The sequence below is a fragment of the Enterobacter cloacae complex sp. XAL002 genome, from assembly GCF_049236805.1.
Taxonomy (GTDB): domain Bacteria; phylum Pseudomonadota; class Gammaproteobacteria; order Enterobacterales; family Enterobacteriaceae; genus Enterobacter; species Enterobacter intestinihominis.
Window position 1 is genome coordinate 1 of record NZ_JBMKJN010000034.1, and the last position, 23,874, is coordinate 23,874.

The window sequence follows — 23,874 nt, forward strand, 5'->3', positions numbered from 1 at the left end:
AGTAGACAACTTTAAAGTCTTTTTCATGTTAAAGGAGACAACTTTAATGTCTGTGTACAGCTGAGGGTAAATGACAAGCGGGCGCGGTCATTCATCATTGCATTTCAGGGGCTGACGGCGACGTCAGCCAGGTGTACAACGTCCAGAATATTGCTGGCGGCCACGGTTCCCATCTTGATGTATGACGCTGCGCTGACGCCGCCAATGTGCGGCGAAATGATGACGTTATCGACGGTCTGCCACAGGTTCGGGGCGGTCAGTGGCTCGCTGTTAAAGCTGTCGAGTGCTGCGCTGTGCAAGGTTCCATCCTTCAGCGCGTGTAACAGGGCTTCATCGTTAATTAACCCGCCGCGCGCTGTGTTCACCAGAATCGCGTTACGTTTACAGTGCGCGAGCGTGTCTGCGTTGATCATTCCTCTGTTGTCGTCAGTGAGCGGACAATGCAATGAGATAACATCGGCACGGGATAAAAGGTCGGGTAAGGTGTTTGCCCGTTCACAACCAGATGGCATCGTTTTAGCGTAAGGATCATACGCCACAATCTGCATGCCGAATGCCTGCCCCACCAGCGCAACCCGCGAGCCAATCGCCCCCAGACCGATAAGCCCCAGCGTCATGCCTTCCAGCTCGATAGATTTGTGCGTGGCTTTATCCCAGTGCCCGTCGCGCAGGCGTTTATCAAGGGTGACCACGGATTTGGCACAGGCAAGGATCAATGCCCAGGTATGTTCTGCAACCGCTGCCGCATTGGCACCGGGGGCGGAACGAACGGCGATATTACGCGCCGCTGCCGCTGGCTGGTCTATCACGTCAATGCCGCTTCCGTGTTTCGATATAACCTGTAATGCAGGGGCTGCATCCATGATCCTTGCGGTTATTTTGCCGTAACGCACCAGGATGGCCACAGGATTGTGCCGTTCGCACAGCGTAACCAGCTGATCTTCTGTGGGCTGGTGACCGGCATACACCACGTCAAAGTCTCGCAGCATGTTGACAGCCTGGTCCGCCAGGTCGCATCCCGTGACCAGTACAACGCGTTTGTCTTCCATTACAGCGTCTCCCCGTCAGATAACATGCCTGCCTTACGCAGCGCGTCGTTAAGCCAGTGTGGACGTAAATCGCCCTCACGAATAGCAGCAAGACGTCGGGTCTCTGTTTCGAGTTTCCCTTTGGCCATGGCGATAACGGCCTGCACTTCATCACGCGGGATCACCACCACGCCGTCGATATCCGCGACCACCAGATCCCCGGCTCGTACCGTTGCACCAGCGATAGAGATGGGGTGATTAACCCGGCCAGGAATGGATTTTGTCGGGCCACAGGGGTTAAGACCGGCGGCGAAGACGGGGTAGTGCCCTTTACTCAGGGTATCGGCATCACGTACCGCCCCGTCAATGATGATGCCCGCAATACCGCTTGCCTGGGCCTGCGTCGCCATAATCTCACCGAGCAGCGCACAGGTCAGGTCGCCTTTCCCGTCAACAACCAACACATCGCCAGGCTGTGCTACGGCCATTGCGGCATGGATGGCCAGATTATCTCCCGGGCGCACCTCCACGGTAACTGCCGGGCCCGCAACGGCCATGTGAGGCGCGAGCGGTTTGATACGACCATGGAGTGTACCGCGGCGACCGGCAACATCCGCCAGAATGGCGGCCTGATACTCGGCAGCCTGGTGAACCTGTTCAGCCGATACGCGTTCGACCTGACGATTAATCAATGATTTTTCAGAAACGGACATATATGCCTCCATATTGTTTTACTGTGTACAATGCAGGTGTACAATGCAAAACAACTATAGCGGTGTTACTTTCCCATTAGCCAGATCTGCGATGGCGTTTGTGATGTAAACACGAAGTGACTCACAAAAATTGAGGTACACTCACTGCCGAGCAGAAAAGGAGATGATGATGGGTAACGAAGGCGTTGTAGCGGTCGAAAAGGCGCTGGCTTTACTGGATTGCTTCCGTCCCGGCGATGAGAGCCTGACGCTGACCGCGCTGGCGCAGCTATCGGGTTATCACAAAACCACGGTTTACCGGTTAATGAATTCGCTTGAGCGAATGAACTATGTCGTCAGGCATGATGACGGCAATTATGCGCTTGGCCCACGTCTGCTTTACCTTGGCAAACTTTATGAACAATCTTTCCATCTTTCCCGGGTGGTGCAGCCTGAGCTTCAGGCGTTATCACAGGCCTCTCAGGAGAGCGCCAGCTGGTATGTGTTAGAAGGCGGGCAACGTCTGTGCCTGTTCCGGGCAGAAGCATCGCACGGGTTGCGTCACAGCAATCTGCCGGGTACTCAGTTTCCGCTGGACGATTCTGCCATCAGTAAAGTGCTTCGCCACTGGGGCCTTAATGACGCGCTGCCAGAGGGGGAGCCCGCTGTTCCGCTCTATACCGCAGGCGCCCGTGACCCGCATACTGCGGCGTTCGCAATGCCCGTCTTCGGCGTCAATGACAAGCTGATTGCGGCGCTGGCGTTGACCGGGCCCATCTCCAGACTGACTGAAGATCGCCGTGAACAGGGGATCAGCCAGCTAATGCATGCCACCGCCAGCCGCCTGTCACAGAAAATGGGGGCCAGTAAGCCTTTTTGCCAGCAGTTTTATGGGGAAACGCAGGATACTGCGGAAGAGAGTCTCTAAGCATAAAGCGGGACGTGCGTCCCGCTTTTGTTATGTCTAATGGGTGACCTGCTTTTCATGCAACTGAGCATTGCGGGCCTGGCGTCCCATCACCAATACCGCGATACCCCCCGTGACGCATAACGCCGCCAGAGGAAGCATGGCCAGCGTGTGGCTACCCGTCCGTTCGTTGATAATACCGTAAGCGTTGACCATCACCGCACCGCCGATAAGGTTAGCGATGGCGCCAATTGCAGCCAGCCCCGCAGCCGCCGACGTGCTGCTCATCCAGCCTGACGCCAGCGCCCAGAAAGGCCCCTTCATTGAATACGCCCCTATCAGCATGATGCTCAGGATAACAATGGTGGCGGAAAGAGAGACGCTGACAAAGGCGGCAAATACGCCTGCGGCAATAATGAAAAGGGTCAGAGCGGTATGCCAGCGGCGTTCGTTGGTTCGGTCCGAACTGCGTCCCCACACAATCATCAGTACGGATGCCAGACCGTAAGGAATGGCGTTGAACAGACCCGTCTCCAGATTATCCAGGTGGAACGATTTCAGCAGCTGCGGTGACCAGACGCTGATGGTGGTGCCCGCTGATGACGCGCCTGCGTAAATCAGCGCCAGCAGCCAGATTTGACGATGCCTGAGCAACTGCCATGTCGTCTGGTGTCCGATATTTTTTTGCTGTTGACGCTCGGTTTCAAGCGTCGTTTCCAGCCATTTTTTCTGTTCCGCGTTAAGCCAGTTAGCTTGGTGCGGACGATCGCGAAGAACAAACCAGGCGGCAATACCCAGCAGGACGGCGGGTAAACCTTCAATGATAAACAGCAGATGCCAGCCGCGCAGACCCAGCCATCCATCCAGCGACAGAATCAACCCGGACAGCGGCGAGCCAATAAAATTGGCCAGCGGGATCGCGACCATAAAGGACGCGATAATTCGCGCACGGTAGCGGGAAGGGATCCACCAGGTCAGAAAGAGTACGACGCCGGGGAAGAAGCCCGCCTCCGCGGCACCCAGCAGAAAACGCACGATATAAAGCGACGTCGTGTTTTGTACCAGTGCCATACACATGGATACCACCCCCCAGCTGATCATAATGCGGGGGATCCACAGACGTGCGCCAACTTTCTGCATTGCCAGATTGCTTGGAACTTCAAACAGAAAATACGCCACGAAATAGAGGCTACTGGCGAAGCCAAACGCCGCTTTGCTGAGACCGAGATCCTCATTCATCTGTAGCGAAGCCATGCCGATATTGCCGCGATCGATAATGGAGACCAGATAACTGACTATCAGAAACGGGAGGATACGCCAGATCACCTTGCGCATAGTCTCTCTTTCTATGTCCTCAGTGGCGGCAGTGCCATTACGAATATGTTCTGTCATGTGTTCCTCGCAGGGTCTGTTCTTGGTTTTATCAGGTACAACTCGGTTTTATTAAACAAAACCACTATAGCGTCGGCGCCTTCTTTTTATCCAGTTAATGGAAGGTTTAAATGATGTAAATAAGACGTGACTCACAGTTAACGGGCTTTACCTCGTGAGCCTAAACGACAGATGCGCCACCCCCCGTTGTGAGGTAAAGTACACACCTTGCGCAGCCAAAGCGCTGCGGTTTTGTGGGGTATAGGTGAATAACACGCTCCCCATTCTCACTTCTGGTTTACGCCAGCCTGCATGGTGTTGTGTTTTGTCTTCTTAAAAGGGTTGTCTATGTCTGCTGCTCATCTCGGTTTCCCGACGGAAACCGTTGTTGTCTTTGTGGTGATGGCCGTTGGGGCGATGTTTATCGACCTCTTCATGCACCGTCACGATAAACCGATCTCGCTGAAAAGCGCGGCCATGTGGTCCATCTTCTGGGTCATGATGGCGATGGCGTTTGCTGGCTTCTTATACGTGCACCACGGCGCGGAGATGGCCAGTCTTTTCCTCACCGGCTATGCACTGGAAGAGGTGCTCTCCGTCGACAACCTGTTTGTGATGATGGCGATCTTCGCCTGGTTCGGCGTGCCGGATAAGTATCGTCACCGCGTGCTCTACTGGGGCGTGCTGGGGGCGATTGTGTTCCGCGGTATTTTTGTTGCCATCGGCACCAGCCTGCTGAGCCTGGGGCCATACGTTGAGGTGATTTTTGCGCTGGTCGTCGGCTGGACGGCGGTGATGATGCTGAAACGCAATGAAGAGAGTGATGAAGTCGAGGATTACTCCAACCATCTGGCGTACCGCCTGGTAAAACGCTTCTATCCGGTCTGGCCAAAAATCAGCAGCCACGCGTTTATCCTGACCCAAAAAGAGGTGGACGCCGAGCTGGAGAAGCCTGAAAACAAGGATGTGATGGTAGGTCGCGTGAAGAAGGCGAAGCGCTACGCGACGCCGCTGCTGCTCTGCGTGGCGGTGGTAGAGCTGTCCGACGTGATGTTCGCCTTCGACTCCGGTCCCGCGATCATTGCCGTCAGCCGCGAGCCGCTGATTATCTACAGAGCCATGATGTTCGCAATCCTCGGCCTGCGTACCCTCTACTTCGTGCTGGAAGCGCTGAAGCAGTATCTGGTGCATCTTGAGAAAGCGGTAGTGTTACTGCTGTTCTTCGTGGCGTTCAAGCTGGGGCTGAATGCGACCGATCACTTCTGGCATCACGGCTATAACATCGGTGCCACGGCAAGCCTGTTTGTGGTGCTGGGGGTACTGGCGCTGGGGATTATTGCGAGCGTGATGTTCCCGGGGAAACGTGAGGCCTGATGTATCGCCCGGTGGCGCTTCGCTTACCGGGCCTACGATTGGGATGTAGGCCGGGTAAGGTGCAACCGCCACCCGGCAAAAGGCTACTTTATTATCGGTGAGTTTCGGCGCTTGCGCGGATGATGGAAATGGCGCCAGTGCGGATCCTGCGCCGCCGCCAGCAGCTCGTGGTCGCCACGTGTGTCGCCCCAGGCGCGCAGGTGATATGCGTTCAGATCGCCATACACCTTTTCCAGCCTCGCCACTTTCTGCGCGCAGCGGCAGTTGTTACCGGTGATCCGCCCGGTCAGCTTGCCGTCTTTCACTTCCAGTTGCGTGCCAATCAGCTTAATGCCGAGCTTATCGGCCCACGGCTGCAATACCAGCGCCGGGGAGGCGGAGCAAATCGTCACTTCCGCACCGGAATTAACTTCGTTGGCGATAGCCATGACCCCTTCCGGGCGCATCAGCTTGTTCCAGTATTTTTCACAGAAGGCCTCTGCCTGCTGACGTAACCAGTGCTCATCCACCCCCGTCAGGAAGGTTTTGATCAACACCTCTTTCAGCTCATCACGCGTCAGCTTGCGACGCACGCAGTGCAGCGTGGGCAGGGCCATGCGCACCAGGCGACCCGCAAAGTAGCGCTTGCCAAAGGCAAAGCGCAGGAACGGAATAAAACTGTCGTGGTGCGTCAACGTACCATCAAAGTCAAAGACAGAGAGCACGCTGGACTTCGCCACGGCTTCGTCGGCAATCATATTGGTCATAAATACGTCTTAGCTGAAATACACATTCTGTTCACTAGTTTACCTGCTTTACCTTCACAGTCCTTCTATCCGATCTCATTTTTTCTCGAACCTGTGGCCTGACGGGTCAAACTATGTCATCCACCACGCCACCGTCAACGCGCAGCGCCGCGCCGGAAGTCGCGGAGGCCTGCATGGAACAGACATACACCACCATATTCGCCACTTCTTCTACCGTTGCGGCGCGCTGAATAACCGAGCTGGGGCGATTCTCCATCACGAACGCTTTCGCCAGCTGCTCCAGCGATTTGCCGGTTCTCTCCATCTCGTCTTTCATCATCGCGGCAAAACCGTCCGACATTGTCGGGCCCGGCAGCACGCTGTTCACCGTGACGCCGCTGCCTGCCACGAACTTCGCCAGACCGCGCGCCAGCGAGAGCTGGGCGGTTTTTGTCACGCCATAGTGGATCATATCCGCAGGAATATTGCAGGCCGATTCTGACGAGATAAACACTACCCGACCCCAGCCTTTTTGTACCATACCGGGCAGCAGGGCACGGGAGAGGCGCACGCCGGACATCACGTTGGTTTGCCAGTAGCGTTCCCAGGTCTCGTCGTCGGTGGAATAAAAATCCTGCTGACCATAGATCCCGGCGTTATTCACCAGAATATCGACGTGCGTGGCGACCCTGAGCAGTTCGTCAACGCCCTCCTGCGAGCTCAGGTCGGCGATGGCGGCACGGACCTGTACGCCTGGCACCACCTGCTGGAGCGCCTGAATGCCTTTGTTCACCGAGTCGACGCTGCGCCCGTTGACGATCACTTCCGCACCGCTCTCCGCCAGTCCGCGGGCGATGGCAAACCCAATACCGCCGGTGGACGCGGTCACCAGCGCCACTTTCCCCGTTAAATCGATTTTCATCGTTCACTCCTTGTCGTTTTATGGTTCAAAACTTAAAGCGTAGCAGTTGACGATGACGGCTCCTGTTTAAAAAGGCGCAACAGCGTCTCAACCTGCTCGTCCAGCGGGCTGAGGGAGCGTTTAACGATGAGGTGCAGCGGCGTGGCGCGTCGAACACCGTGGCTGAGGGGCAGGATTTTGAGGATGCCCTGCTGGAGCGGGGTCTGAATGCGTTCTTCCGGTAACCAGCCATATCCAACCTGATACATCACTGCTTCGATCGCGGCATCGATGGTGGAGAATGTCCACGACTCCCCGGTGGGGCGAACGGTGGGCTGGCTGTCTGCGATCTGAATGCGCGGCCACGGTCGAAGCATCTCGTCGTTAAGCGGTGTATCCAGCGCAAACAGCGGGTGCGCGTGATGCGCGACGGCAACAAAATCGATATTCATCAGCCATTCGCCCAGGCCGGTAATGTCCTGGCGGCGGGTTAAGACCATCACGTCGGCCTCATCATTGAGCGCATCTGCGCGGCTGTTTTCCAGCACCTCGGTAAGCCGCACCTGCGTTTGCGGGTACAGCTGCTGAAACTGGCGCAAAATCGCGAACAGCCGGCTGCGCGGAAAAATACTGTCTACCATCAGGTCGATACGGGTTCGCATCCCGCTGCGCAGGGTTGCAGCGCGCGTTTCAACGTAGGCGAAGGCTTTCAGCAGCGGTTTAACCTGATTCAGCAACAGCTCACCCGCCGGGGTCAGCACGGCACGGCGTCCCTCTGTCATCAGGAGCGCTACGCCCAGCCGCTCCTGCAAAAGCGACAGGTTATAGCTGACCGAGGACTGGCTGCGATGGGTCTCTTCCGCCGCCTTAGCGAAGCTGCCAGCCTCGATGACTCTTTCCAGCAAGGCCCACTGTTCGAGCGTCGTCTTGTGCATGATTAATCTAAATTTCGGATGAATTTGATTCAAACATAGCGTTATTCATTCATTTTTTGAAGGGGTACGATCGTCTCATCAAAACAAAGGAGACATCTTATGAGCACCTTCGATAAACATGATTTAAGCGGCTTCGTCGGCAAACATCTGGTATATACCTACGACAATGGCTGGAACTACGAAATTTACGTTAAAAACGAGAACACGCTCGACTACCGTATTCACAGTGGTCTGGTGGGCAATCGTTGGGTGAAAGATCAGCAGGCCTACATTGTTCGCGTCGGGGAAAGCATCTATAAAATTTCCTGGACGGAGCCAACCGGTACCGACGTGAGCCTGATTGTGAACCTGGGCGACCGCCTGTTCCACGGCACCATCTTCTTCCCACGCTGGGTCATGAATAATCCGGAAAAAACCGTCTGCTTCCAGAACGATCACATTCCGCTGATGAACAGCTACCGTGATGCCGGGCCAGCGTATCCAACCGAAGTGATTGATGAATTTGCGACGATTACTTTTGTACGCGACTGCGGTGCGAATGACGATAGCGTTATTGCGTGTGCTGCCAGCGAGTTGCCAAAAAACTTTCCAGATAATTTAAAATAAGCTTAGCAACGCGTTAAATGCACAACGGCCATTTCGGTTTTAACCGGAATGGCCGTTTTTTATGCCGCAGAAATACCGGAGTAAGTCACCGATTCCGCCGTTAAGGTGAAAGGCGTAGGGGTACAGACCGCCAGACTCAGCGAGCCGAAGCGCAGCTGGCTGACCGGGAGCGACTGGGCGGTGCTGTCAATGCTGACAATCTGCCACGCGCTGCCGCCACGCTGTTTGACGATCGCCTCTTTGCGCGTCCAGATGCGCCAGAATGCGGAAAGCTGCTCTTCCGGTGCTTCACGCTCCAGCTCGTCATGCTCGGTGAGGCTGAAAACGGCATTCGCCAGCGCCTGCCAGTTCTCCCGCGGGCGGATCACTTCGATATCGCAGCCAACCTCGCCTTCATCGCTTATCAGCATGGCAATGTCGTCCCCGCTGTGGCTCAGGTTAAACCACAGCGGATGGCCGTTAGCGAAGGCCGGTTTTCCCTGCTCGCCGTAGATTATCTCGGGAAGCGGTGAGGGGGATAAAGTTCTGGCGAGCAGCGTCCGGCCTGCAAGCCAGGAAGCGTATCGCGCACCCTGAGGTGCCATATCTGCGAGCGTTGACGCCAGGGGGTCCGCGCTAAGGGTGGAGATCTTTCCCAGTACAAACTGGTACATAGTTACGCCCAGCGTTTAATGATTATCGAGGTATTAATGCCGCCAAAGGCAAAGTTATTGCTCTGAATAAATTCGCAATCAATCGGGCGGGTTTCCCCCATAATATAATCTAAAGCGCCGCATTGCTCATCCGGTTGTCTTAAATTGAGCGTCGGCGTGAACCAGCCCTCCCGCATCATATGCAGACTCAGCAAGGCTTCCAGCGCGCCGCAGGCACCCAGGGTATGGCCGAAATAGCTCTTTAAGGATGAGATGGGCACGCTGTCGCCGAAAATAGCGGCGGTCGCCTGACTCTCGGCGATATCCCCGCGATCGGTTGCCGTGCCGTGGGCAGAAATGTAGCCAATGTCCTGCGGGCTAAGACCCGCCATCGCCAGCGACTGCTCCATACACACCTGCATGGTTTCACGCTGGGGCTGGGTGATGTGCGCCGCATCGCAGTTGGTGGCAAAGCCCACGATCTCGCCATAGATTGTCGCCCCGCGTGCTCTGGCGTGATCCAGCGCTTCCAGCACCAGCGTGCCCGCCCCTTCGCCAATCACCAGGCCATCGCGCTGAACGTCAAACGGCGACGGCGTGGTTTTGGGCGCGTCGTTACGCTGGCTGGTGGCAAACAGGGTATCGAAAACCGCCGCTTCCGACGGGCACAGCTCTTCCGCGCCGCCTGCCACCATCACGGTCTGGTAGCCGTGACGAATCGCTTCCCAGGCGTAGCCAATCGCCTGGCTGCCAGAGGTACAGGCGCTTGAGGTGGGGATCACCCGTCCGCGCAGGCCAAAGAACAGTCCGGTATTCACCGCCGTGGTGTGCGGCATCATCTGCACGTAGGTGGTGCCGGTGATGTTGTGGGTGTGCTTTTCGGTGAGCATGGAGGCAAACTCGCTGACCGGTCCGGTGCTGCCCGTCGACGAGCCGTAGGCGATGCCGGTCTGACCGTTGGTCAGTACCGCGTCGTCGATCAGGCCCGCCTGCTCCAGCGCCAGCTCGGTGGCGCGGGTTGAGAGCAGCGACACGCGGCCCATGGCGCGAATGCGCTTACGGGTATAGTGAGCGGGGAGGGTGAAATCTTCAATCGGCGCGGCGAGCAGGGTTTGCAGGCCGTCATACGCCTGCCACTCCGTCATGGTACGCACCGCATTTTCATACTCGCGCAGACGGCGCGAGATGGTCGGCCAGTCCTCGCCGAATGCGGTGATGCCGCCCATGCCCGTAATCACTACCCGGCGGGTCATAGCATGCCTCCGTTGATCGATATCACCTGTCGCGTCACATAGCCTGCTTTATCCGACATCAGGTAGCTCGCCAGCCCGGCCACTTCCTCGGCCTGGCCCATACGCTGCATCGGGATCATCGACATCGCCGCGTTCAGCGCGGCTTCATCCATCTCGATCATACCGGTATCAATCAGCCCCGGCGCGATGCAGTTGACGGTGATTTTGCGTTTTGCCAGCTCGGTGGCGAGCGCTTTGGTGGCGCCGATGATCCCGGCTTTCGCCGCGCTGTAGTTCACCTGCCCACGGTTGCCCATAATGCCTGACACCGACGACAGGGTGATGATCCGCCCGCCCTTGCGGGTGCCGATCATCGGCATAATGCAGGGATGAATGACGTTATAAAAACTGTCGAGATTGGTGTGGATCACGCTGTCCCAGTCATCGTCGCTGAGCGCCGGAAATGCGCCGTCGCGGGTAATACCGGCGTTACTGACCACGCCATACCACGCGCCGTGGTCAGTGATCGCCTGTTCCAGCACCGTACGGCACTGCTCGCGGTTGCCCACGTCAAAGGTGAGTAAACGGCCCGCGCCGCCTGCCTGGACAATCGCTTCCAGCGTCTCCTGCGCGCCCGCTTCATCACGATGGTAATGCACGCCGACGGTGAAACCGTCCGCCGCAAGCTGAAGGGCGATAGCGCGGCCAATGCCTTTGCTGGCGCCGGTGACCAGTACGGATCTCATGATGGTGTTCCCTGGTTAAAAAGTGTGGTTAATTCTTCCTCGCTCGGCTGGAAGGTGTTTACGCGGCCCGTGGCGAGGGAAATATTATCCGCATGAATGGTGCACTCGAAGCTGCCAAAGCGCTCATCCTGCATCAGACGTTCGATGGTGATGGTCAGCGTGCAGCCTGCGGCAAAATGCCCTGCGTCGCACACCAGCTCGCGCGCGCCCAGCACCATACCCAGCGCACAGTGCGGCAGCCCTTTTTGCATCCGGTGCCATTCAGACCAGACGCCCACGGTCTGAGCCATCAGCTCCAGCGCAAACCAGCCGGGCAGGTTGCCGCCTGCGTCCAGAAACGGCGCCAGAACGCCCCGTTCGTTCACCGTCACGCTGCAAACGGCGCGGTCATCGGTGACGCTTTCCACGCTCTCAAGCAGCATCATCGGCGTGTCGTGAGGAAGATAATCCCCGGGTGGTAAGTAGCGCATCATACTCTCCCCAGCAGAAGGCTGGCGTTGTTGCCGCCAAACGCGAAAGAGTTTGACAGGATCACTGGTTTATTCAGCGGTGCGCTCTGGTGCAGTAGGCCGAAGGCGGGCAGGGTGTCGTCCGGCGCGTAGCGGGAAAAATCCTGCGGCGGCAGCGGCAGGTCTCGGGTCAGGATCAACCAGCTCAGGGCGGCCTCGGTGATCCCCGCGGCGCCCAGCGTGTGGCCGGTAAGATGTTTCGTGGAGCTGCACGGCACGCGGTCGCCAAAGAGATCGTGGATCACCTGCGCCTCAATGCGATCGTTCAGCGGCGTGGCGGTGCCGTGCAGGTTGATATAACCGACGTCCGCCGCCGTCATGCCCGCCTCGTTCAGCGCCTGGGTGATGGCGCGGATCGCCCCTTCGCCCTGCGGATGTGGGGCGGAAATATGGTACGCATCGCTGGATTCCCCCGCGCCCAGGAGCGCAATCTCGCCCGGCTCGCGGGTCAGTACCATCAATGCTGCCGCTTCGCCAATGGTGATCCCCCGACGGTTGCGGCCAAACGGTTCGCACAGGGTGGGGGAGAAGGATTCCAGGCTGTTGAAGCCGTTGACCGGCATTCGGCTCAGGCTGTCGGCCCCGCCGACGATGGCGACGTCCACCAGACCGGCGTCGATCAGGCGACGGCCGCTGATGATCGCCCGTGCGCTGGAGGAGCAGGCGGTCGAGATGGTATACGCCGGGCCGTCCAGCGCAAGCGAGCTGGCGAGAAAGCGCGACGGATCGCCCAGCTCCTGCTGCGGATATTGCCACTGCGGACTGCGCTCGCCGTTCTGCGCGCGGCGCACGTACTCATCACCCTCGTCCAGTCCGGAGGTGCTGGTGCCCAGCACCACCGCCACGCGGTCGCGCCCCACGCGCGCAATGGCCGCATCGACGGCGGGCCGGATTTGCGCCAGCGCCGCCAGCAGCAGCTGGTTGTTGCGACTTCGATGCGCAGAAAAAGACCCGGGAACAGGGGGAAGATCACCCTCCACCCCGCCCAGCACGGCCTCGGGTAAGCCCTGTAGCCAGCCCGCACGCTGGCGCATCCCGGGGGCCACGCCAGCGTTCAGGTTTGCCGCTATTTCATCAGCCGAGTTGCCGAGCGCGTTGACCATGCCAACGGCAGAAAGGTAAATCATCTCAGTCACCCAGATATTGAATGGTGATGTGGTAGTGAAAAGCGTGCTGCACAATGCTAATCGGTTCGCGCCTGCCGTTACGGTTCAGGTAGGCAATTTCCGTGACCAGCTTGCCATCGGGGTTGCGCAGTTCGCGTCTGGTGTCAGTATCGTTCAGCGTCCAGCCTTTCGGCAACTGCGGCTGCCAGGCGCTGAGGGGCCAGTGGCTGAGCATCACGTCGGCCAGCACCTGGCTGGCGGGCGGCAGCTGCGGCATCACAACCGACTGCTCGGTGTGGATCCCGGTGTCGTCGTAGGTGGCGAGGAACAGGCGGATCCCGACGGAGGAGAGGCCGGCAAGCGTCACTTTATTTCCATCGGCGTTCAGCATCACCAGCAGCGACTGGGTCTGGCCTTTAAAACTGCCGGTAAGCAACTGCTGCGCGCGGATGGCAGGCGTGATGCCCGGCGGTGGCAGCGTGACGCGGGTGCCGGGCTGGAGCCAGGCCTGAGGGCGCGCGTCATCGCGGTTCGTCGTATGGCTACACCCCGCCAGCAACAGGGCCATCATCACTGCCGCCAGGCGAATGAAACGGGTCATGGTAAGTTCTCTTTGTTAGTCGGCATCGCCAGCGGGGCGAGCAGAAACGCGGTGAAGATACCGCTCACCAGCACAATGCCAAAGCTGCTGATGGCCTGAGTGGTGCTGAACACCAGCATTCCCAGCGTCAGCAGGGTGGTCATCATGGCGAGGGTAATCGCCAGCATGGAGGTCAGCGGCGTGCCGCGCGGGTTGCTGAAAAACAGCGTGTAGTTGATGCCAATGCCGAGGACCAGCACCAGTGCCAGCAGGGAAAACAGGTTCACCGGATGGCCCGTCACGGCCAGCGCTGCCAGCCCGCCGCCCAGCGACAGCACGGACGGCACCAGCGCCACAAGCCCTTTTCGCCAGCCGAGGCGCACCACCGCGCCGCAGGCAATCACCGCCAGCGCCACGCCCAGCAGCCCCGTCAGCAGCGCGCGGTAGAGTGCAAACAGGCTGTCGAAGCTGGCCTTACGGTCAACCCAGACGACTCCGGGATGGCGGGCGGCCAGCTCACCGAGCGCAGCGCTGTTTCTGACGCCATCGACCGGGACCAGCACACCGCTTTTGCCGTCCGGCAGCGTCAGCCACAGCAAACGCCAGCCCTCGCTGGCCGGACTGGCAAGCCACGCCTCCACGCTGACAGGCATGGCGTTCAGATTCGGGGCGACGGCATTCAGCCCCGTGCTTTGCAGCATTTTCGTCACCGTCGGCGCGGCGTTACGCAGAAGTTGCAGATCGCTGTTCTGCCGCGCCAGCGAGTTCAGCGGCAAGGTGCGCCAGCGGGTTAATTCTCCGGCTTTTTGCGCCTGCGCCAGCGCCGGGGTAAACGCCTCCAGCCGCTCCAGCGTTTCCTGAGCCGACGCGCCATACACCACGAACCACTTCTGATCGACATTTTGCCCGGTCAGGGCGGTGATGGTTTTTTCCTGCGCCAGAATGTCCTGCGGCAGCGCCTGAAGCCGGGCGATATCGTCATCCACCCGCAGGCTGGCGATCCCGATGGCGGAGAGCAGCGCCAGTGCTACCGGCAGCCCGACGGAGAGGGTTTTGCTGTCGCGCCAGGCGTTCAGCCAGCGCTGCATCATCCCTCTCAGGGGGATCGGGCGAACCGGCATGCCACGGCACAACCACGGGTGCCAGAAAATTACCGTCAGGCACGAGGCGCTCAGCCCTGCGGCGGCGAACACCGCCATCTGACGAATGCCGGGGAAGGGGGCCAGCATCATGAAGAGATACGCCACGACGGTAGTCAGCAGCGCCAGCAGCAGCGCGTTACGCACTTTTGCCAGGCTTTGCCAGGGCGAGTGTTCCGCGCCGTGCACCATCCGCTCCGTGAGGTAGTAAATCGTATAGTCCGCCGAGATGCCGATGATGCTCATGCTCATCACCAGCGTCATCAGGTGCAGCTCACCGAACAGCAGGAGCGTCACGACCGTCCCCGCCAGCGCGCCGATGGCAATGGAGAGCAGGCTCAGCAGCAGCGGACGTACGGAGCGAAACACCGACACAATCAGCAGGATCACCCCGAGCACCGTGGCGACGCCAAGCGTGGAAATATCTTTTTTAGCCTGCTGGCTGGCGTAATCGCTGTAGAACACTGTCCCGCGCGACAGCAGCTGCGCCTGTGGATACTGGCTTTTCAGCGTCTGCTGCATCGCGTTGAGGGTGGTCACCAGCTGGTGGGTTTGCTGCATGTCAAACGAAGAGCCTGCCAGCTCGCCGTGCAGCAGATACCAGTAGTTCCCGGCCGCATCTTTTGTCACCAGCCAGCCGTCCATCAGCTGCATCTTCTGGCTGTTCTTCGCCAACGCGAGCTGCGCGCCGCGCATCAGCATCAGCGGATCGTTTTGCAGCTCCTTGCCGCTCACGCCGGAAAAAGCGGAGTAGAGCTGGGACAGGATCCACTGAGCCTGCGCTTCACCGCCGTTTTGCAGGCGGGCGCGGGTGGCCGGATCGACCAGGCCATTGCGGTGCTGCCAGAAGAAATCTCCCCAGGCCTGTTGCCCGGCGGCATCCAGCGGACCTTTTACGACACTCAGCGCCTGGCTGCGTTGCAGCAGGGTTAACCACTGCTGCGCCACGCGCGGGTCCGGCTGTTTACCAGGGCTGACCAGCCAGATGAGCTGGCGGTCGAGGCGCTGCATAAATCCGTCGTTGAGGGCGGGAGGGATCGCGCCGAGCGTCTGTTTCGGCAGCATGGCGAGCACGCTGCTGTTCAGCCGCGCGCCGGGCAGCAGCGACAGCAGCACGCCCAGCAGGATCAGGCATACCGCGGCCCACAGCAGCGCCGGGCGCAGAGCGTTACGGTGCGGCAAAGCGCTGGCGTTCTGCATCGGTCAGGCGGGCGGGCGTCAGTTGGTGGCGGGAGAGGGCGATATCCGTCGTGTCGCCCTGCTTATCGTTCAGGCGAATGGATTCCAGATAGATCGCGCCCTTCAAATCAAGGGTGGAGAAAATCTTGTCCAGCGGCGTGGTAACGGGCGTCAGCACCAGCGACCAGCGGCCTTCGCCCAGGTCTTTGAAATCGATGCGGAAGTTCTCTTCCAGCACCTTGCGGTCGGCCTGGAACAGCGCCCGCAGCAGATGGTTGAACTGGAACATCTGCGGGTTAGTGTCGGCGGTAATGGTCTGCGGCGGCTGACCGTTGACGATTTGCACCATTCGTTTGTCATCCAGCAGCAGCGTCATCGGGAACGGCGCTTTTTGATCCCACAGCAGGCCATTGTCACGGGCGATCAGCATCTCCCCCTGCGAGCGCAGGGGCTGAGGCATGTCCTTGATCGTGCGGGTCTGTTCGAAGTGTGCGCGCACCACCGGTTGCTCCGCAAACCGCTGTTGCAGTTCATCCAGCGTGACCGCGTTCACCAGCGGGCTTACCAGCAGCGCGAGTAGCGTTATCCACTTCATGGCGCGATCCCCATGCGTTCGAACAGAATGGCCGGGCTGACAAAGCACATCTCCCGGCTTGCTTCTTCCACCGCCACCTGAATGGTGTAGCCGGTGGTGGTGCGTTTCCCGGTTTGCGCGTCGAAGATTTGATAGGCGATGCGCAGACGGTTTTCAACCTCTTCAATGTGGGCGCGGACGCGAATGCGCTGCTCGAAGGTCACCGCGTCGCGGTATTTCACCCGGGTATCCACCACCGGCCAGATGTAGCCGGACGCTTTCATCTGGCGATAGCCGTAATCAAACTGGTTGAGCAGCGCTTCGCGGGCAATCTCAAAATAGCGGAAATAGTTGCCGTGCCACACCACGCCCATCATATCGACGTCGTGGAACGGAACGGTGATTTCAACTTCAGCCGTAAAGCGGGGATCGGTCAGCACCCTTTACTCCTTCTCGTTGACCTCTGGCAGCTGCCAGAAATCGAAAAAATTAAACCAGTCGAGCGGCGACAAGAGCGCGTAATGCTCCAGCCGCTGCGCATAGCGATCGACGGTCTGCTGTAGCGCCTGCTGGCGTTCGCCGCGTGGCAGCAGCAGCGGGTCGGCAAACGGCTCGCAGTGCAGGGTCAGCTTTCCCTGCTGGCAGAGGGCAAAAATCAGCACCACCGGGCAGCGCAATAGGGACGCCAGGATAAACGGTCCCTGCGGGAACGGCGCGGGCTGGCCCATAAATTCGCTCCATATCACCCGCCAGCTGCCGCCGCGCTGCGGGGTGACGGCGATGCGATCGCCCACGATCGCCACCCACTCGCCGCGATCCAGCTTCTCTTTAATGAGGATGGCGGTCTCCGGGCCAATGTCGGTGACCGGCATCAGGTGAATGCCCGCCTGCGGCGCCATCTCCTCCATCACCTGTTTAAAACGCTGAGCATTGTCGCTAAAGACCAGCGCGTTGATGGTTTTCGCCCCTTCGCGCTGGGCCAGCGCCCGGCAGGCTTCCACATCGCCAAGATGCGACGCGAGCAGCAGTTTGCCCTGAGGATCGTCAAGACCCAGCGCCTCCTGCGCGCCTGGCGCAAAGACCAGATCGCGATGAAGCTTCATTTCGCCGCGCCAGCTGGCCACTTTGTTCAGCATGGCATGACCGAAGCGCAGGAAGTGGGAAAAACTGTTAAGCCGTACGGGTTGCGGCATTTGCCGCTGTGCCATCACCGTTTTAACCCGCGTCAGCCACTGCTGCGACGCCTGACGCGCAGCGCGGGCGGTCAGCCAGTAGACGGCCGTAACCGGCCACAGCAGGATGGTAAACGCCTTTCGCCCCAGCAACTGCCAGACGCGCAGCATCAGGCGCATGCCCCATAATCCTTTCACCTCCTGCTGCTGCGCCCAGTGCTGCGAGCGGCGACGCATCAGCAGGGAAGGAATGCGCGGCAGCATGCCGAGAAACAGACGGGTATGCATCAACGAGATGCGCACGTTGTCTTTCAGGGCATCGAAATGGGATACCCCGTCCGGTGGATAGGTCACGCGGGTGGGCAGAAAATAGCTGGTGTTGCCCTGCCAGTAGAGGCGCACCATCACTTCAGTATCAAAATCCATCCGCCTGCCGAGCGGTGTGCCCGCCGCCAGGCGCATTACCGGCGCTATCGGGTAAACGCGAAACCCGCACATGCTGTCTTTCAGTTGCAGGGAGAGGGTTTCAATCCAGACCCAGACGTGTGTTATCCAGCGCCCGTACAGGCGCGAACGGGGGATCGAGTCATCATAAACGGGCTGACCGGAAATGAGCGCATCGGGATGGCGTTCGGCCAGCGCCAGCAGTTTGGGGATGTCTTCAATAGCGTGCTGGCCGTCAGCGTCCACCTGAACGGCGTGGGTGAAGCCGCGATCGGCACAGGCTTTCAGCCCCTGCATCACCGCCGCGCCTTTGCCGCTGTTTTCGGCGAGGCGCAGCAGCGTGACCTGCGGACGATCCGCCGCCAGCGCTTCAAGCGTGCGGCGCGTGGTTTCATCGCTGCCGTCGTCCACCACCAGACAGGGCAGATCGAAAGGCGCCAGGCGCGCCAGCACCGAAGCCATCATCGCCCCGTGGTTGTAGCACGGGATCAGGACGCAGGGCCGGAAGGTTACTGACAGAAGCGAATCTTCCCGCTGCTGGCGGTGTGACGCTCGTTACCCGCATGGCGCTGGTAGCTAAAGGTCAGCATCTGACGTTCGGGCTGCCAGGCAAGGAGCAGCGTGACCGTGTTCTCCGGCAACAGCGGGGCGGCGAACTTTACGTTCTGAATACTGTGAAAACGGTAGCCCGGCGCCAGCGCGGCGGCGTAATGCATCACCTGGTCGAGCTGGGCTACGCCCGGCAGCAGCGGCTGTACGGCGAAATGTCCCTTAAACCAGAGCAGGTCAGGATCAAGATAAAGGGTTATCTCCAGATACCCGGGGCCAGGCTCGCGGCGTTCGATTTCAGGGATTTTCATGAAACAACTCCTGTAGCTGCGCAGTTACGCGCTTGTTCATGCTGTTGACCGGAATTTCATCAACGATCCGCCAGTAGCGCGGCACGGCAACCGGTTCAAGCCAGGGGCGAAGGGCGCGACGCCAGGCGAGCTCCTGCGCTTTTTTGCTCTGTTCGTGTTGCTGACGCACCGCTTCATTCAGCACCAGCAATACGCCAATACCCTGACGCCCGCCGCGCGTCACCGTCAGCGCGGCGGCTTCGCGGATGCCGTCCAGCGCCAGCAGGCGGCGCTCAATGTCATCGAGCGAAATGCGCTTATCTTCAATTTTGACCACCCGACCGCGGCGCCCGACGAGGCTGAACTGCCCGTCAGCCGTGAAGTGCAGGATATCATCCAGCAGGACCCCCTCCGCCTCGGGGATCAGCGGAGACGTCACGCGATCGCCGTGAAACGTCACGCCGGGGAAAGGCTGCCAGCGGATGCTTTCCTCCTGACGGTAGCGCCAGGCCATAACCCCCGTTTCTGTGCTGCCGTATATTTCATCCGGCCAGACGTTGAGCCAGGCCTGAACCGCGGCGACCTCCTGCCAGGGCAGCGCGCCGCCAGCGGAGAAGAGCAGGTTGACGGGGGGCGGCGTCAGCGACGCGTCCAGCCGCTTGAGAAACGCCGGACTGCTGATGAAAAGATAGCGTTTATCGTCGGGAAGGGCAGAGAGCTGCTCGGCATAGTTGAGCAGGCTGGCGTGCAGCGGCAGGCCGAGCGCCATGGGTAAGACGACACGAAACGTCAGGCCATACAGGTGGTGCAGCACCACGGAAGCGACGACGTGACAGCCTGCCAGACGATCGCCAAAATGTTCCGCCAGCAGACGAGCCTCACGATCCAGGCTGACCACCGGCTTACTCACCCGCTGCGGCGTGCCGGTCGAGCCGGAGGTGTAAAGCTCGATCGTGCGCATCTCATCGATGGCAGGCAGCGGTGAAAAGGGATGGCCTGCCCGCTGAGCGGAAGCCACCCGCAGCTGTCGCCCCTGAAAATCGAGCGTGGTGTCGCTCAGGACGCCGCTGAACAGCGCCCGCTGTTCGTTAAGCTGCGCCGCCCGGCTGTGCCCGGGGAGGACCGGCGTTTTACCCGCATGCAGCGTCGCCAGCAGCGCGACAATAAACAGATAGCCATTTTCGATGCACAGCGCCCAGCGATCGCCTTCTTCATCACGCAGCGTGTCGACCAGCTGAGTGACGTCGTGGCGCAGATCGCCAAGCGTCCAGAGATGGTTGTCCTGCCAGGCGACAGGGGTGTCGTCAGGGCGGGGGGCGCTGAGCCACTGGCTAAGCGGGAGAGGGTTAAGCATCGTTTTTCATCACCCTTTGTCGCACCAGCCACTCGCCGGCCATCAGCGTGCCCATCAGGAGATAGGCAATCATCCCGTTCCACAGCGTCCACAGACGGATATCGGCGTGTAATACGGTAAACAGCGCGATCGCCCCGTTAATAATAAAAAAGCCGCACCAGACCCGGGTAACCCGGCGCGTGTAACGTACCCCGACGGGGGAGAGATCCGGTTCACGCAGGCGCGCCAGCCGTTCGACGACAGGCATTGCCGTCCACAGCGAACCGCCAAACACCACCAGCATCACCAGATTCACCACCACCGGATAAAACAGCACCCACTGGTGCGCGTGCAGGACGTAGCTCGCCGCGCAAAGCGCTATGCCAGCCAGCGCCACGCTCACGAAAAGATAACGCAGGGGACCGCCCTGCCGACGGGCCTGGCAGACGCGTAACAGCAGCACCAGCGCCATCACGGGCAGTATCCCGTGCAGGCTATTATTCGCCAGCCCGAAGCCGATCAAAAACGGCCATGCCAGCAGCATCAGCCCCGTCAGGGCGGGAAGAACTGGAATCGAACGCACGTTACGCGTCGCGCTGAAGCTGTTCCACAACGTCCACGACGTCCTGCACCGTGCGCACCGCTTTGAAGGTTTCGGGCTTGATTTTATGGCCCGTTTTCTTTTGCAGGTGCACTACCATATCGACGGCATCAATGCTGTCGAGATCCAGATCCTCGTAAAGCCGTGCCTCAGGGGTAATATCCTCCGGAGCGACTTCAAACAGCGTAATAAGAAGCGCAGAGACTTCCTGATAAATCGTTTGTTGTTCTGTCATAGCGGTCATTCTCAGGCGCGTTGTTGATGAATAAAAGCCGCGAGCGTGGCAACGGAATAGAAGTGCTGACGCATCTCGTCACTTTCGGCAGAAAGCACTACGCCGTACTGATTTTTTACCGCCAGCCCCAGCTCAAGGGCGTCGATTGAGTCCAGACCGAGGCCGTCGCCAAAGAGCGCGGCGTCTGTATCAATATCCTCTGGGGTAAGTTCTTCCAGATTCAGCGTAGAGATAATGAGATTCTTAATTTCAAGATAGAGCGCTTGCATCTTTCGTTCCTGACAAAGATTGAAGACCGGTTGTTAACTGATGCTGCATATGCCGGTTTAACTGCCTTGCTGCCAGCGCGGGTTCGTGCTGACTCGCATCATAAAAATCATGAATGTTGATGCGTTCGCGAACATCCACGGTGAAAACAGGTTTGTTGGGGGGCACGTTATACCAGTTGCTCTGTTTATCCAGCATCCGTTCGCTACAGTGGATCACCACCACGCGCACGGCGCTGTTGCAGCGAACGGCGATATTCGCCGCCCCACGCTGCAGGGTAATGGCTTCCCCCACCCGGGTGCGGGTGCCTTCAGGGAAGATAAGCAGGGTGTCGCCCTGGGCCAGACGCTGCTGGCTTGCGGCAAGCAGCGTGTCGGCTTCGCTGTTAATCAGATAGTCCGCCGCGCGGATCACGCCGCTGACGAACGGGTTACGCAGCAACGCGCTTTTCACCAGACAGTCGGTTTCGTTCATCACCGACGCCAGCAGAACGTAGTCCAGCAGCGAGGGATGGTTCGCAATCACCAGACAGCCCCGCTCGGCGCGCAAAACGTCCAGGTTGTTGAAACGGTAATCCAGTACCCCTACACCGCGTACCACCGCGAGGAACAGGCGGAAACTGGCAGAAATAGTGCGGCGTGCCAGGCGGCGACGTTGAGTGCGGTCACGCTGGAAAATCAGCAGCAGGTTAAACCACACCAGCGACAGCGTCAGCCCGCCGAGGCCGAACAGGGCGAAGCACAATCCGGTCATCAGCATGCGCCATACCCGATCGAGGCGGGAACGTAACCCTCTCATTGGCGCGTCCATTGCCACAGCAGGCGCTCGCCCGGCAGGGTAAACTGGCGCTCGTCCCGCAGGTAATGGCGCAGGAACTGCAGGCTTTGCGGCAGCGCGGGCTCTTCAGGCCTGCGGTTGGCGTGCGTTTCACAGCTGAGCGTATTTCCGGCCTCAATTACCAGCGCCAGCGCGTAGGGCCAGACGGGCATCTGCGGCGGCAGCCCGGCGTGATAAAACTCCGGCAGCAGACCGTCGAAATCTACCAGTAACACGCGTGAGTAGCCCGCATGTAGCAGACTCAGCACCTCGCATAAGCTCTGCTGGAAGGTATCCATACCGGCGGAAACCGACGAAGAGACAACAGGCTGACGCGCGGCGATAGTGAGATTGCCGACCGCCGAGTTGTGTACCGACATGGCAAAATCGGTGGGGGAAACGGGCTGATCTGCCGCCAGGGCCTGGAGAATACGAAAATTGCGTTCCAGCTCCCCGTGACGGCTGCTGTAGACGACGGCGTCGATGCGGTGTTTGCGCAGCATCATCAGGCCAAGATCAACGGCCAGCTTGCTGCCTGAATTCAGGCGGCGGGCGGTCATCATCGGCAGATCGGTCAGTTTCGCCAGCGGTGCATCAGGATCGATGGCGTCAGACCGGCGTGACCATGCCTGCCATTCGTCGGCATCGCTGAGTCCTGGCGCTCTTGCCTGCCAGTCGATAAAGGTAAGTGTAAATTTCATCTACGCGCGTCCGCGATAAACCTGTTTCTGTGACTTTTTCTTCGCCAGCGCGATTTGCTGCGCACATCGTACAATGTTGTCGTCGCGCTGGCGAATAAACGTCACTTTTAACCCTTTCCACCCGGTTATCCCGGCAAACGGCTTTTTGGCCGACCCGGACCCAGCAGGATGGCGAGTTTACTGCCTCCTTTCGTGGTTTCCATCCAGATTTTACAGACGCTGGTGAGCGGCACGGAGAGCAGCATGCCCACCGGTCCCAGCAGCCATCCCCAGATCAGTAACGATAAAAACACCACCATCGTCGACATGCCCAGACGGTGACCCATCATGCGCGGTTCGAGAATATTGCCCAGCACCATATGCACGACGAGGAACAGCGCCCCTACCAGCATGCACTCATAAAAACCGTTAAACAGGAACGCCTGGATCATCGGCGGAACGGCAGAAAGCACCGCGCCGATATTGGGCACGTAGTTCAGTAAAAACGCCAGCACGCCCCACATCAGCGCGAACTGCACGTCCAGCAGCACCAGCCCCAGCCAGACGATCACGCCGGTCCACAGGCTTAACAGCGTTTTCAGCGCCAGATATTTGGACACACCCTTCAGCGCGCGATGCAAGCCGGCAATGTGGATCTGCGGATTGTTCAGGGCAAAACGCAGCTTATACGGCACGTGGCGCACTTCGAACAGCATAAACACCACCGTCATCACCAGCAGCAGAATGCTGGCCATTGCCCCGGAAAGCCCGGTCATCAACGTGGTGGCGTAGGTCATCACCTTCTCGGAATCCATCCGGCGCAGCATCCGTTCCGGTGAGATATGCAGATTCACGAACGGCAACATGCGCTGGAGATCGACCAGCTTGCGCGTCAGCTCTTTATTGTACTGCGGCAGCATGGTGGAAAATTCGCTCAGCGAGGCGGCGAGCACGCCGAACAGCGCCGTCAGGACAACCAGCATCACCATCACCACAATGGTAATCGCGACCGGGCGGCTGATGCCCCGGCGTAAAAACCACGTCACCAGCGGGTTGAGGACGATGGCGAAAAACAGCGCCAGCAGAAGCTGAACAATGATATCCGCCGCCGCATGGATACCCGCAAGGATAACCACCAGGCAGGCGAGTTTTAATAAAATATGAAGTCCGGCTTTGTCGGGCGGGCTGGCAGTCATAAGAATTCCTTTTTCCGGGGGGCTTGCTAATTGTAGTGCGCCGGATTCGCTTCGT

General features: G+C 59.3%; 27 protein-coding genes. 3 read left to right on the top strand and 24 right to left on the bottom strand.

Going from position 1 to position 23,874, the window contains the following annotated elements; translation table 11 throughout:
* Window positions 1-104: 104 nt before the first annotated feature.
* Together ACOT0L_RS21960 and ACOT0L_RS21965 are read right to left on the bottom strand one after the other, a co-directional pair.
* On the bottom strand, window positions 105-1,049 hold the full coding sequence (locus ACOT0L_RS21960; protein WP_063201287.1) for a hydroxyacid dehydrogenase: 945 nt from the start codon (window positions 1,047-1,049) through the stop codon (window positions 105-107).
* Window positions 1,049-1,741 (bottom strand): RraA family protein, encoded by a 693-nt coding sequence (locus ACOT0L_RS21965; RefSeq protein ID WP_022649701.1) that lies wholly within the window; start codon window positions 1,739-1,741, stop codon window positions 1,049-1,051. The genes ACOT0L_RS21960 and ACOT0L_RS21965 overlap by 1 nt, the downstream gene beginning before the upstream one ends.
* 169 nt (window positions 1,742-1,910) lie before the next feature.
* Between ACOT0L_RS21965 and ACOT0L_RS21970 the strand changes: the two genes are divergently transcribed.
* Window positions 1,911-2,648 (top strand): IclR family transcriptional regulator, encoded by a 738-nt coding sequence (locus ACOT0L_RS21970; RefSeq protein WP_032674096.1) that lies wholly within the window; start codon window positions 1,911-1,913, stop codon window positions 2,646-2,648.
* A 36-nt stretch (window positions 2,649-2,684) separates the two neighbouring features.
* Here ACOT0L_RS21970 and ACOT0L_RS21975 read toward each other — a convergent pair whose 3' ends face one another.
* Window positions 2,685-4,019: an MFS transporter gene (locus ACOT0L_RS21975; RefSeq protein ID WP_045308786.1), complete on the bottom strand. Its 1,335-nt coding sequence runs from the start codon at window positions 4,017-4,019 to the stop codon at window positions 2,685-2,687.
* Window positions 4,020-4,346: 327 nt separating this feature from the next.
* Here ACOT0L_RS21975 and ACOT0L_RS21980 point away from each other — a divergent pair, with 327 nt between their 5' ends.
* Window positions 4,347-5,372 (top strand): TerC/Alx family metal homeostasis membrane protein, encoded by a 1,026-nt coding sequence (locus ACOT0L_RS21980; RefSeq protein ID WP_421637273.1) that lies wholly within the window; start codon window positions 4,347-4,349, stop codon window positions 5,370-5,372.
* Between the two features lie 83 nt (window positions 5,373-5,455).
* Here ACOT0L_RS21980 and ACOT0L_RS21985 read toward each other — a convergent pair whose 3' ends face one another.
* The 3 genes from ACOT0L_RS21985 to ACOT0L_RS21995 all read right to left on the bottom strand — a co-directional run bounded on the left by ACOT0L_RS21985 (window position 5,456) and on the right by ACOT0L_RS21995 (window position 7,933).
* Window positions 5,456-6,118 (bottom strand): HAD family hydrolase, encoded by a 663-nt coding sequence (locus tag ACOT0L_RS21985; protein ID WP_126504271.1) that lies wholly within the window; start codon window positions 6,116-6,118, stop codon window positions 5,456-5,458.
* Between the two features lie 106 nt (window positions 6,119-6,224).
* The gene (locus ACOT0L_RS21990; protein ID WP_022649696.1) at window positions 6,225-7,019 is read right to left on the bottom strand and encodes an SDR family NAD(P)-dependent oxidoreductase; all 795 of its coding nucleotides are present in this window, start codon (window positions 7,017-7,019) and stop codon (window positions 6,225-6,227) included.
* A 32-nt stretch (window positions 7,020-7,051) separates the two neighbouring features.
* The gene (locus ACOT0L_RS21995; RefSeq protein ID WP_023298821.1) at window positions 7,052-7,933 is read right to left on the bottom strand and encodes a LysR family transcriptional regulator; all 882 of its coding nucleotides are present in this window, start codon (window positions 7,931-7,933) and stop codon (window positions 7,052-7,054) included.
* Window positions 7,934-8,032: 99 nt separating this feature from the next.
* On the opposite strand from ACOT0L_RS21995, the gene ACOT0L_RS22000 reads away from it, so the two are divergent.
* A complete protein-coding gene (locus ACOT0L_RS22000) occupies window positions 8,033-8,539 on the top strand; it encodes a phenolic acid decarboxylase (RefSeq protein WP_022649694.1) in 507 nt (168 codons plus the stop codon).
* A gap of 59 nt (window positions 8,540-8,598) precedes the next feature.
* On the opposite strand, the gene acpT is transcribed toward ACOT0L_RS22000, so the two are convergent.
* The 18 genes from acpT to ACOT0L_RS22090 form a co-directional block, all read right to left on the bottom strand.
* A complete protein-coding gene (gene acpT, locus ACOT0L_RS22005) occupies window positions 8,599-9,192 on the bottom strand; it encodes a 4'-phosphopantetheinyl transferase AcpT (protein WP_022649693.1) in 594 nt (197 codons plus the stop codon).
* Window positions 9,193-9,194: 2 nt separating this feature from the next.
* Window positions 9,195-10,424, bottom strand: a complete 1,230-nt coding sequence (locus ACOT0L_RS22010) for a beta-ketoacyl-ACP synthase (RefSeq protein WP_023298820.1) — start codon at window positions 10,422-10,424, stop codon at window positions 9,195-9,197.
* A complete protein-coding gene (locus ACOT0L_RS22015; RefSeq protein WP_126504269.1) occupies window positions 10,421-11,152 on the bottom strand; it encodes a 3-ketoacyl-ACP reductase FabG2 in 732 nt (243 codons plus the stop codon). The genes ACOT0L_RS22010 and ACOT0L_RS22015 overlap by 4 nt, the downstream gene beginning before the upstream one ends.
* Window positions 11,146-11,619, bottom strand: coding sequence for a 3-hydroxy-fatty acyl-ACP dehydratase (locus ACOT0L_RS22020; protein WP_045308798.1), 474 nt, complete (start codon window positions 11,617-11,619; stop codon window positions 11,146-11,148). Before ACOT0L_RS22020 ends, ACOT0L_RS22015 begins: the two co-directional genes overlap by 7 nt.
* A complete protein-coding gene (locus ACOT0L_RS22025) occupies window positions 11,619-12,785 on the bottom strand; it encodes a beta-ketoacyl-[acyl-carrier-protein] synthase family protein (RefSeq protein WP_045308784.1) in 1,167 nt (388 codons plus the stop codon). The genes ACOT0L_RS22020 and ACOT0L_RS22025 overlap by 1 nt, the downstream gene beginning before the upstream one ends.
* 1 nt (window position 12,786) lies before the next feature.
* Window positions 12,787-13,365: a DUF3261 domain-containing protein gene (locus tag ACOT0L_RS22030; protein WP_022651978.1), complete on the bottom strand. Its 579-nt coding sequence runs from the start codon at window positions 13,363-13,365 to the stop codon at window positions 12,787-12,789.
* Window positions 13,362-15,683 carry an MMPL family transporter gene (locus ACOT0L_RS22035; RefSeq protein ID WP_126504267.1) on the bottom strand — a complete coding sequence of 774 codons (2,322 nt, stop codon included), beginning with the start codon at window positions 15,681-15,683 and terminating at the stop codon, window positions 13,362-13,364. Before ACOT0L_RS22035 ends, ACOT0L_RS22030 begins: the two co-directional genes overlap by 4 nt.
* Window positions 15,652-16,257 (bottom strand): outer membrane lipoprotein carrier protein LolA, encoded by a 606-nt coding sequence (locus ACOT0L_RS22040; RefSeq protein WP_017384113.1) that lies wholly within the window; start codon window positions 16,255-16,257, stop codon window positions 15,652-15,654. The genes ACOT0L_RS22035 and ACOT0L_RS22040 overlap by 32 nt, the downstream gene beginning before the upstream one ends.
* On the bottom strand, window positions 16,254-16,676 hold the full coding sequence (locus ACOT0L_RS22045) for an acyl-CoA thioesterase (RefSeq protein WP_033488082.1): 423 nt from the start codon (window positions 16,674-16,676) through the stop codon (window positions 16,254-16,256). Before ACOT0L_RS22045 ends, ACOT0L_RS22040 begins: the two co-directional genes overlap by 4 nt.
* A gap of 3 nt (window positions 16,677-16,679) precedes the next feature.
* On the bottom strand, window positions 16,680-18,371 hold the full coding sequence (locus ACOT0L_RS22050) for a glycosyltransferase family 2 protein (RefSeq protein WP_022649684.1): 1,692 nt from the start codon (window positions 18,369-18,371) through the stop codon (window positions 16,680-16,682).
* Window positions 18,362-18,712, bottom strand: coding sequence for a hydroxymyristoyl-ACP dehydratase (locus ACOT0L_RS22055; protein ID WP_421637274.1), 351 nt, complete (start codon window positions 18,710-18,712; stop codon window positions 18,362-18,364). Before ACOT0L_RS22055 ends, ACOT0L_RS22050 begins: the two co-directional genes overlap by 10 nt.
* Window positions 18,699-20,045 carry an AMP-binding protein gene (locus ACOT0L_RS22060; RefSeq protein ID WP_421637275.1) on the bottom strand — a complete coding sequence of 449 codons (1,347 nt, stop codon included), beginning with the start codon at window positions 20,043-20,045 and terminating at the stop codon, window positions 18,699-18,701. The genes ACOT0L_RS22055 and ACOT0L_RS22060 overlap by 14 nt, the downstream gene beginning before the upstream one ends.
* Entirely contained in the window at window positions 20,038-20,637 is a 600-nt protein-coding gene (locus ACOT0L_RS22065) for a hypothetical protein (protein ID WP_038416874.1), read from the bottom strand. The genes ACOT0L_RS22060 and ACOT0L_RS22065 overlap by 8 nt, the downstream gene beginning before the upstream one ends.
* A complete protein-coding gene (locus ACOT0L_RS22070) occupies window positions 20,609-20,860 on the bottom strand; it encodes an acyl carrier protein (RefSeq protein WP_022649680.1) in 252 nt (83 codons plus the stop codon). Before ACOT0L_RS22070 ends, ACOT0L_RS22065 begins: the two co-directional genes overlap by 29 nt.
* A gap of 11 nt (window positions 20,861-20,871) precedes the next feature.
* Entirely contained in the window at window positions 20,872-21,129 is a 258-nt protein-coding gene (locus ACOT0L_RS22075) for a phosphopantetheine-binding protein (protein ID WP_003861263.1), read from the bottom strand.
* Window positions 21,110-21,925 carry a lysophospholipid acyltransferase family protein gene (locus ACOT0L_RS22080; RefSeq protein ID WP_058677289.1) on the bottom strand — a complete coding sequence of 272 codons (816 nt, stop codon included), beginning with the start codon at window positions 21,923-21,925 and terminating at the stop codon, window positions 21,110-21,112. Before ACOT0L_RS22080 ends, ACOT0L_RS22075 begins: the two co-directional genes overlap by 20 nt.
* A complete protein-coding gene (locus tag ACOT0L_RS22085) occupies window positions 21,922-22,644 on the bottom strand; it encodes a beta-ketoacyl synthase chain length factor (protein WP_108367956.1) in 723 nt (240 codons plus the stop codon). The genes ACOT0L_RS22080 and ACOT0L_RS22085 overlap by 4 nt, the downstream gene beginning before the upstream one ends.
* Before the next feature lie 125 nt (window positions 22,645-22,769).
* Window positions 22,770-23,819 carry an AI-2E family transporter gene (locus ACOT0L_RS22090; protein WP_003861270.1) on the bottom strand — a complete coding sequence of 350 codons (1,050 nt, stop codon included), beginning with the start codon at window positions 23,817-23,819 and terminating at the stop codon, window positions 22,770-22,772.
* Window positions 23,820-23,874 lie beyond the last annotated feature (55 nt).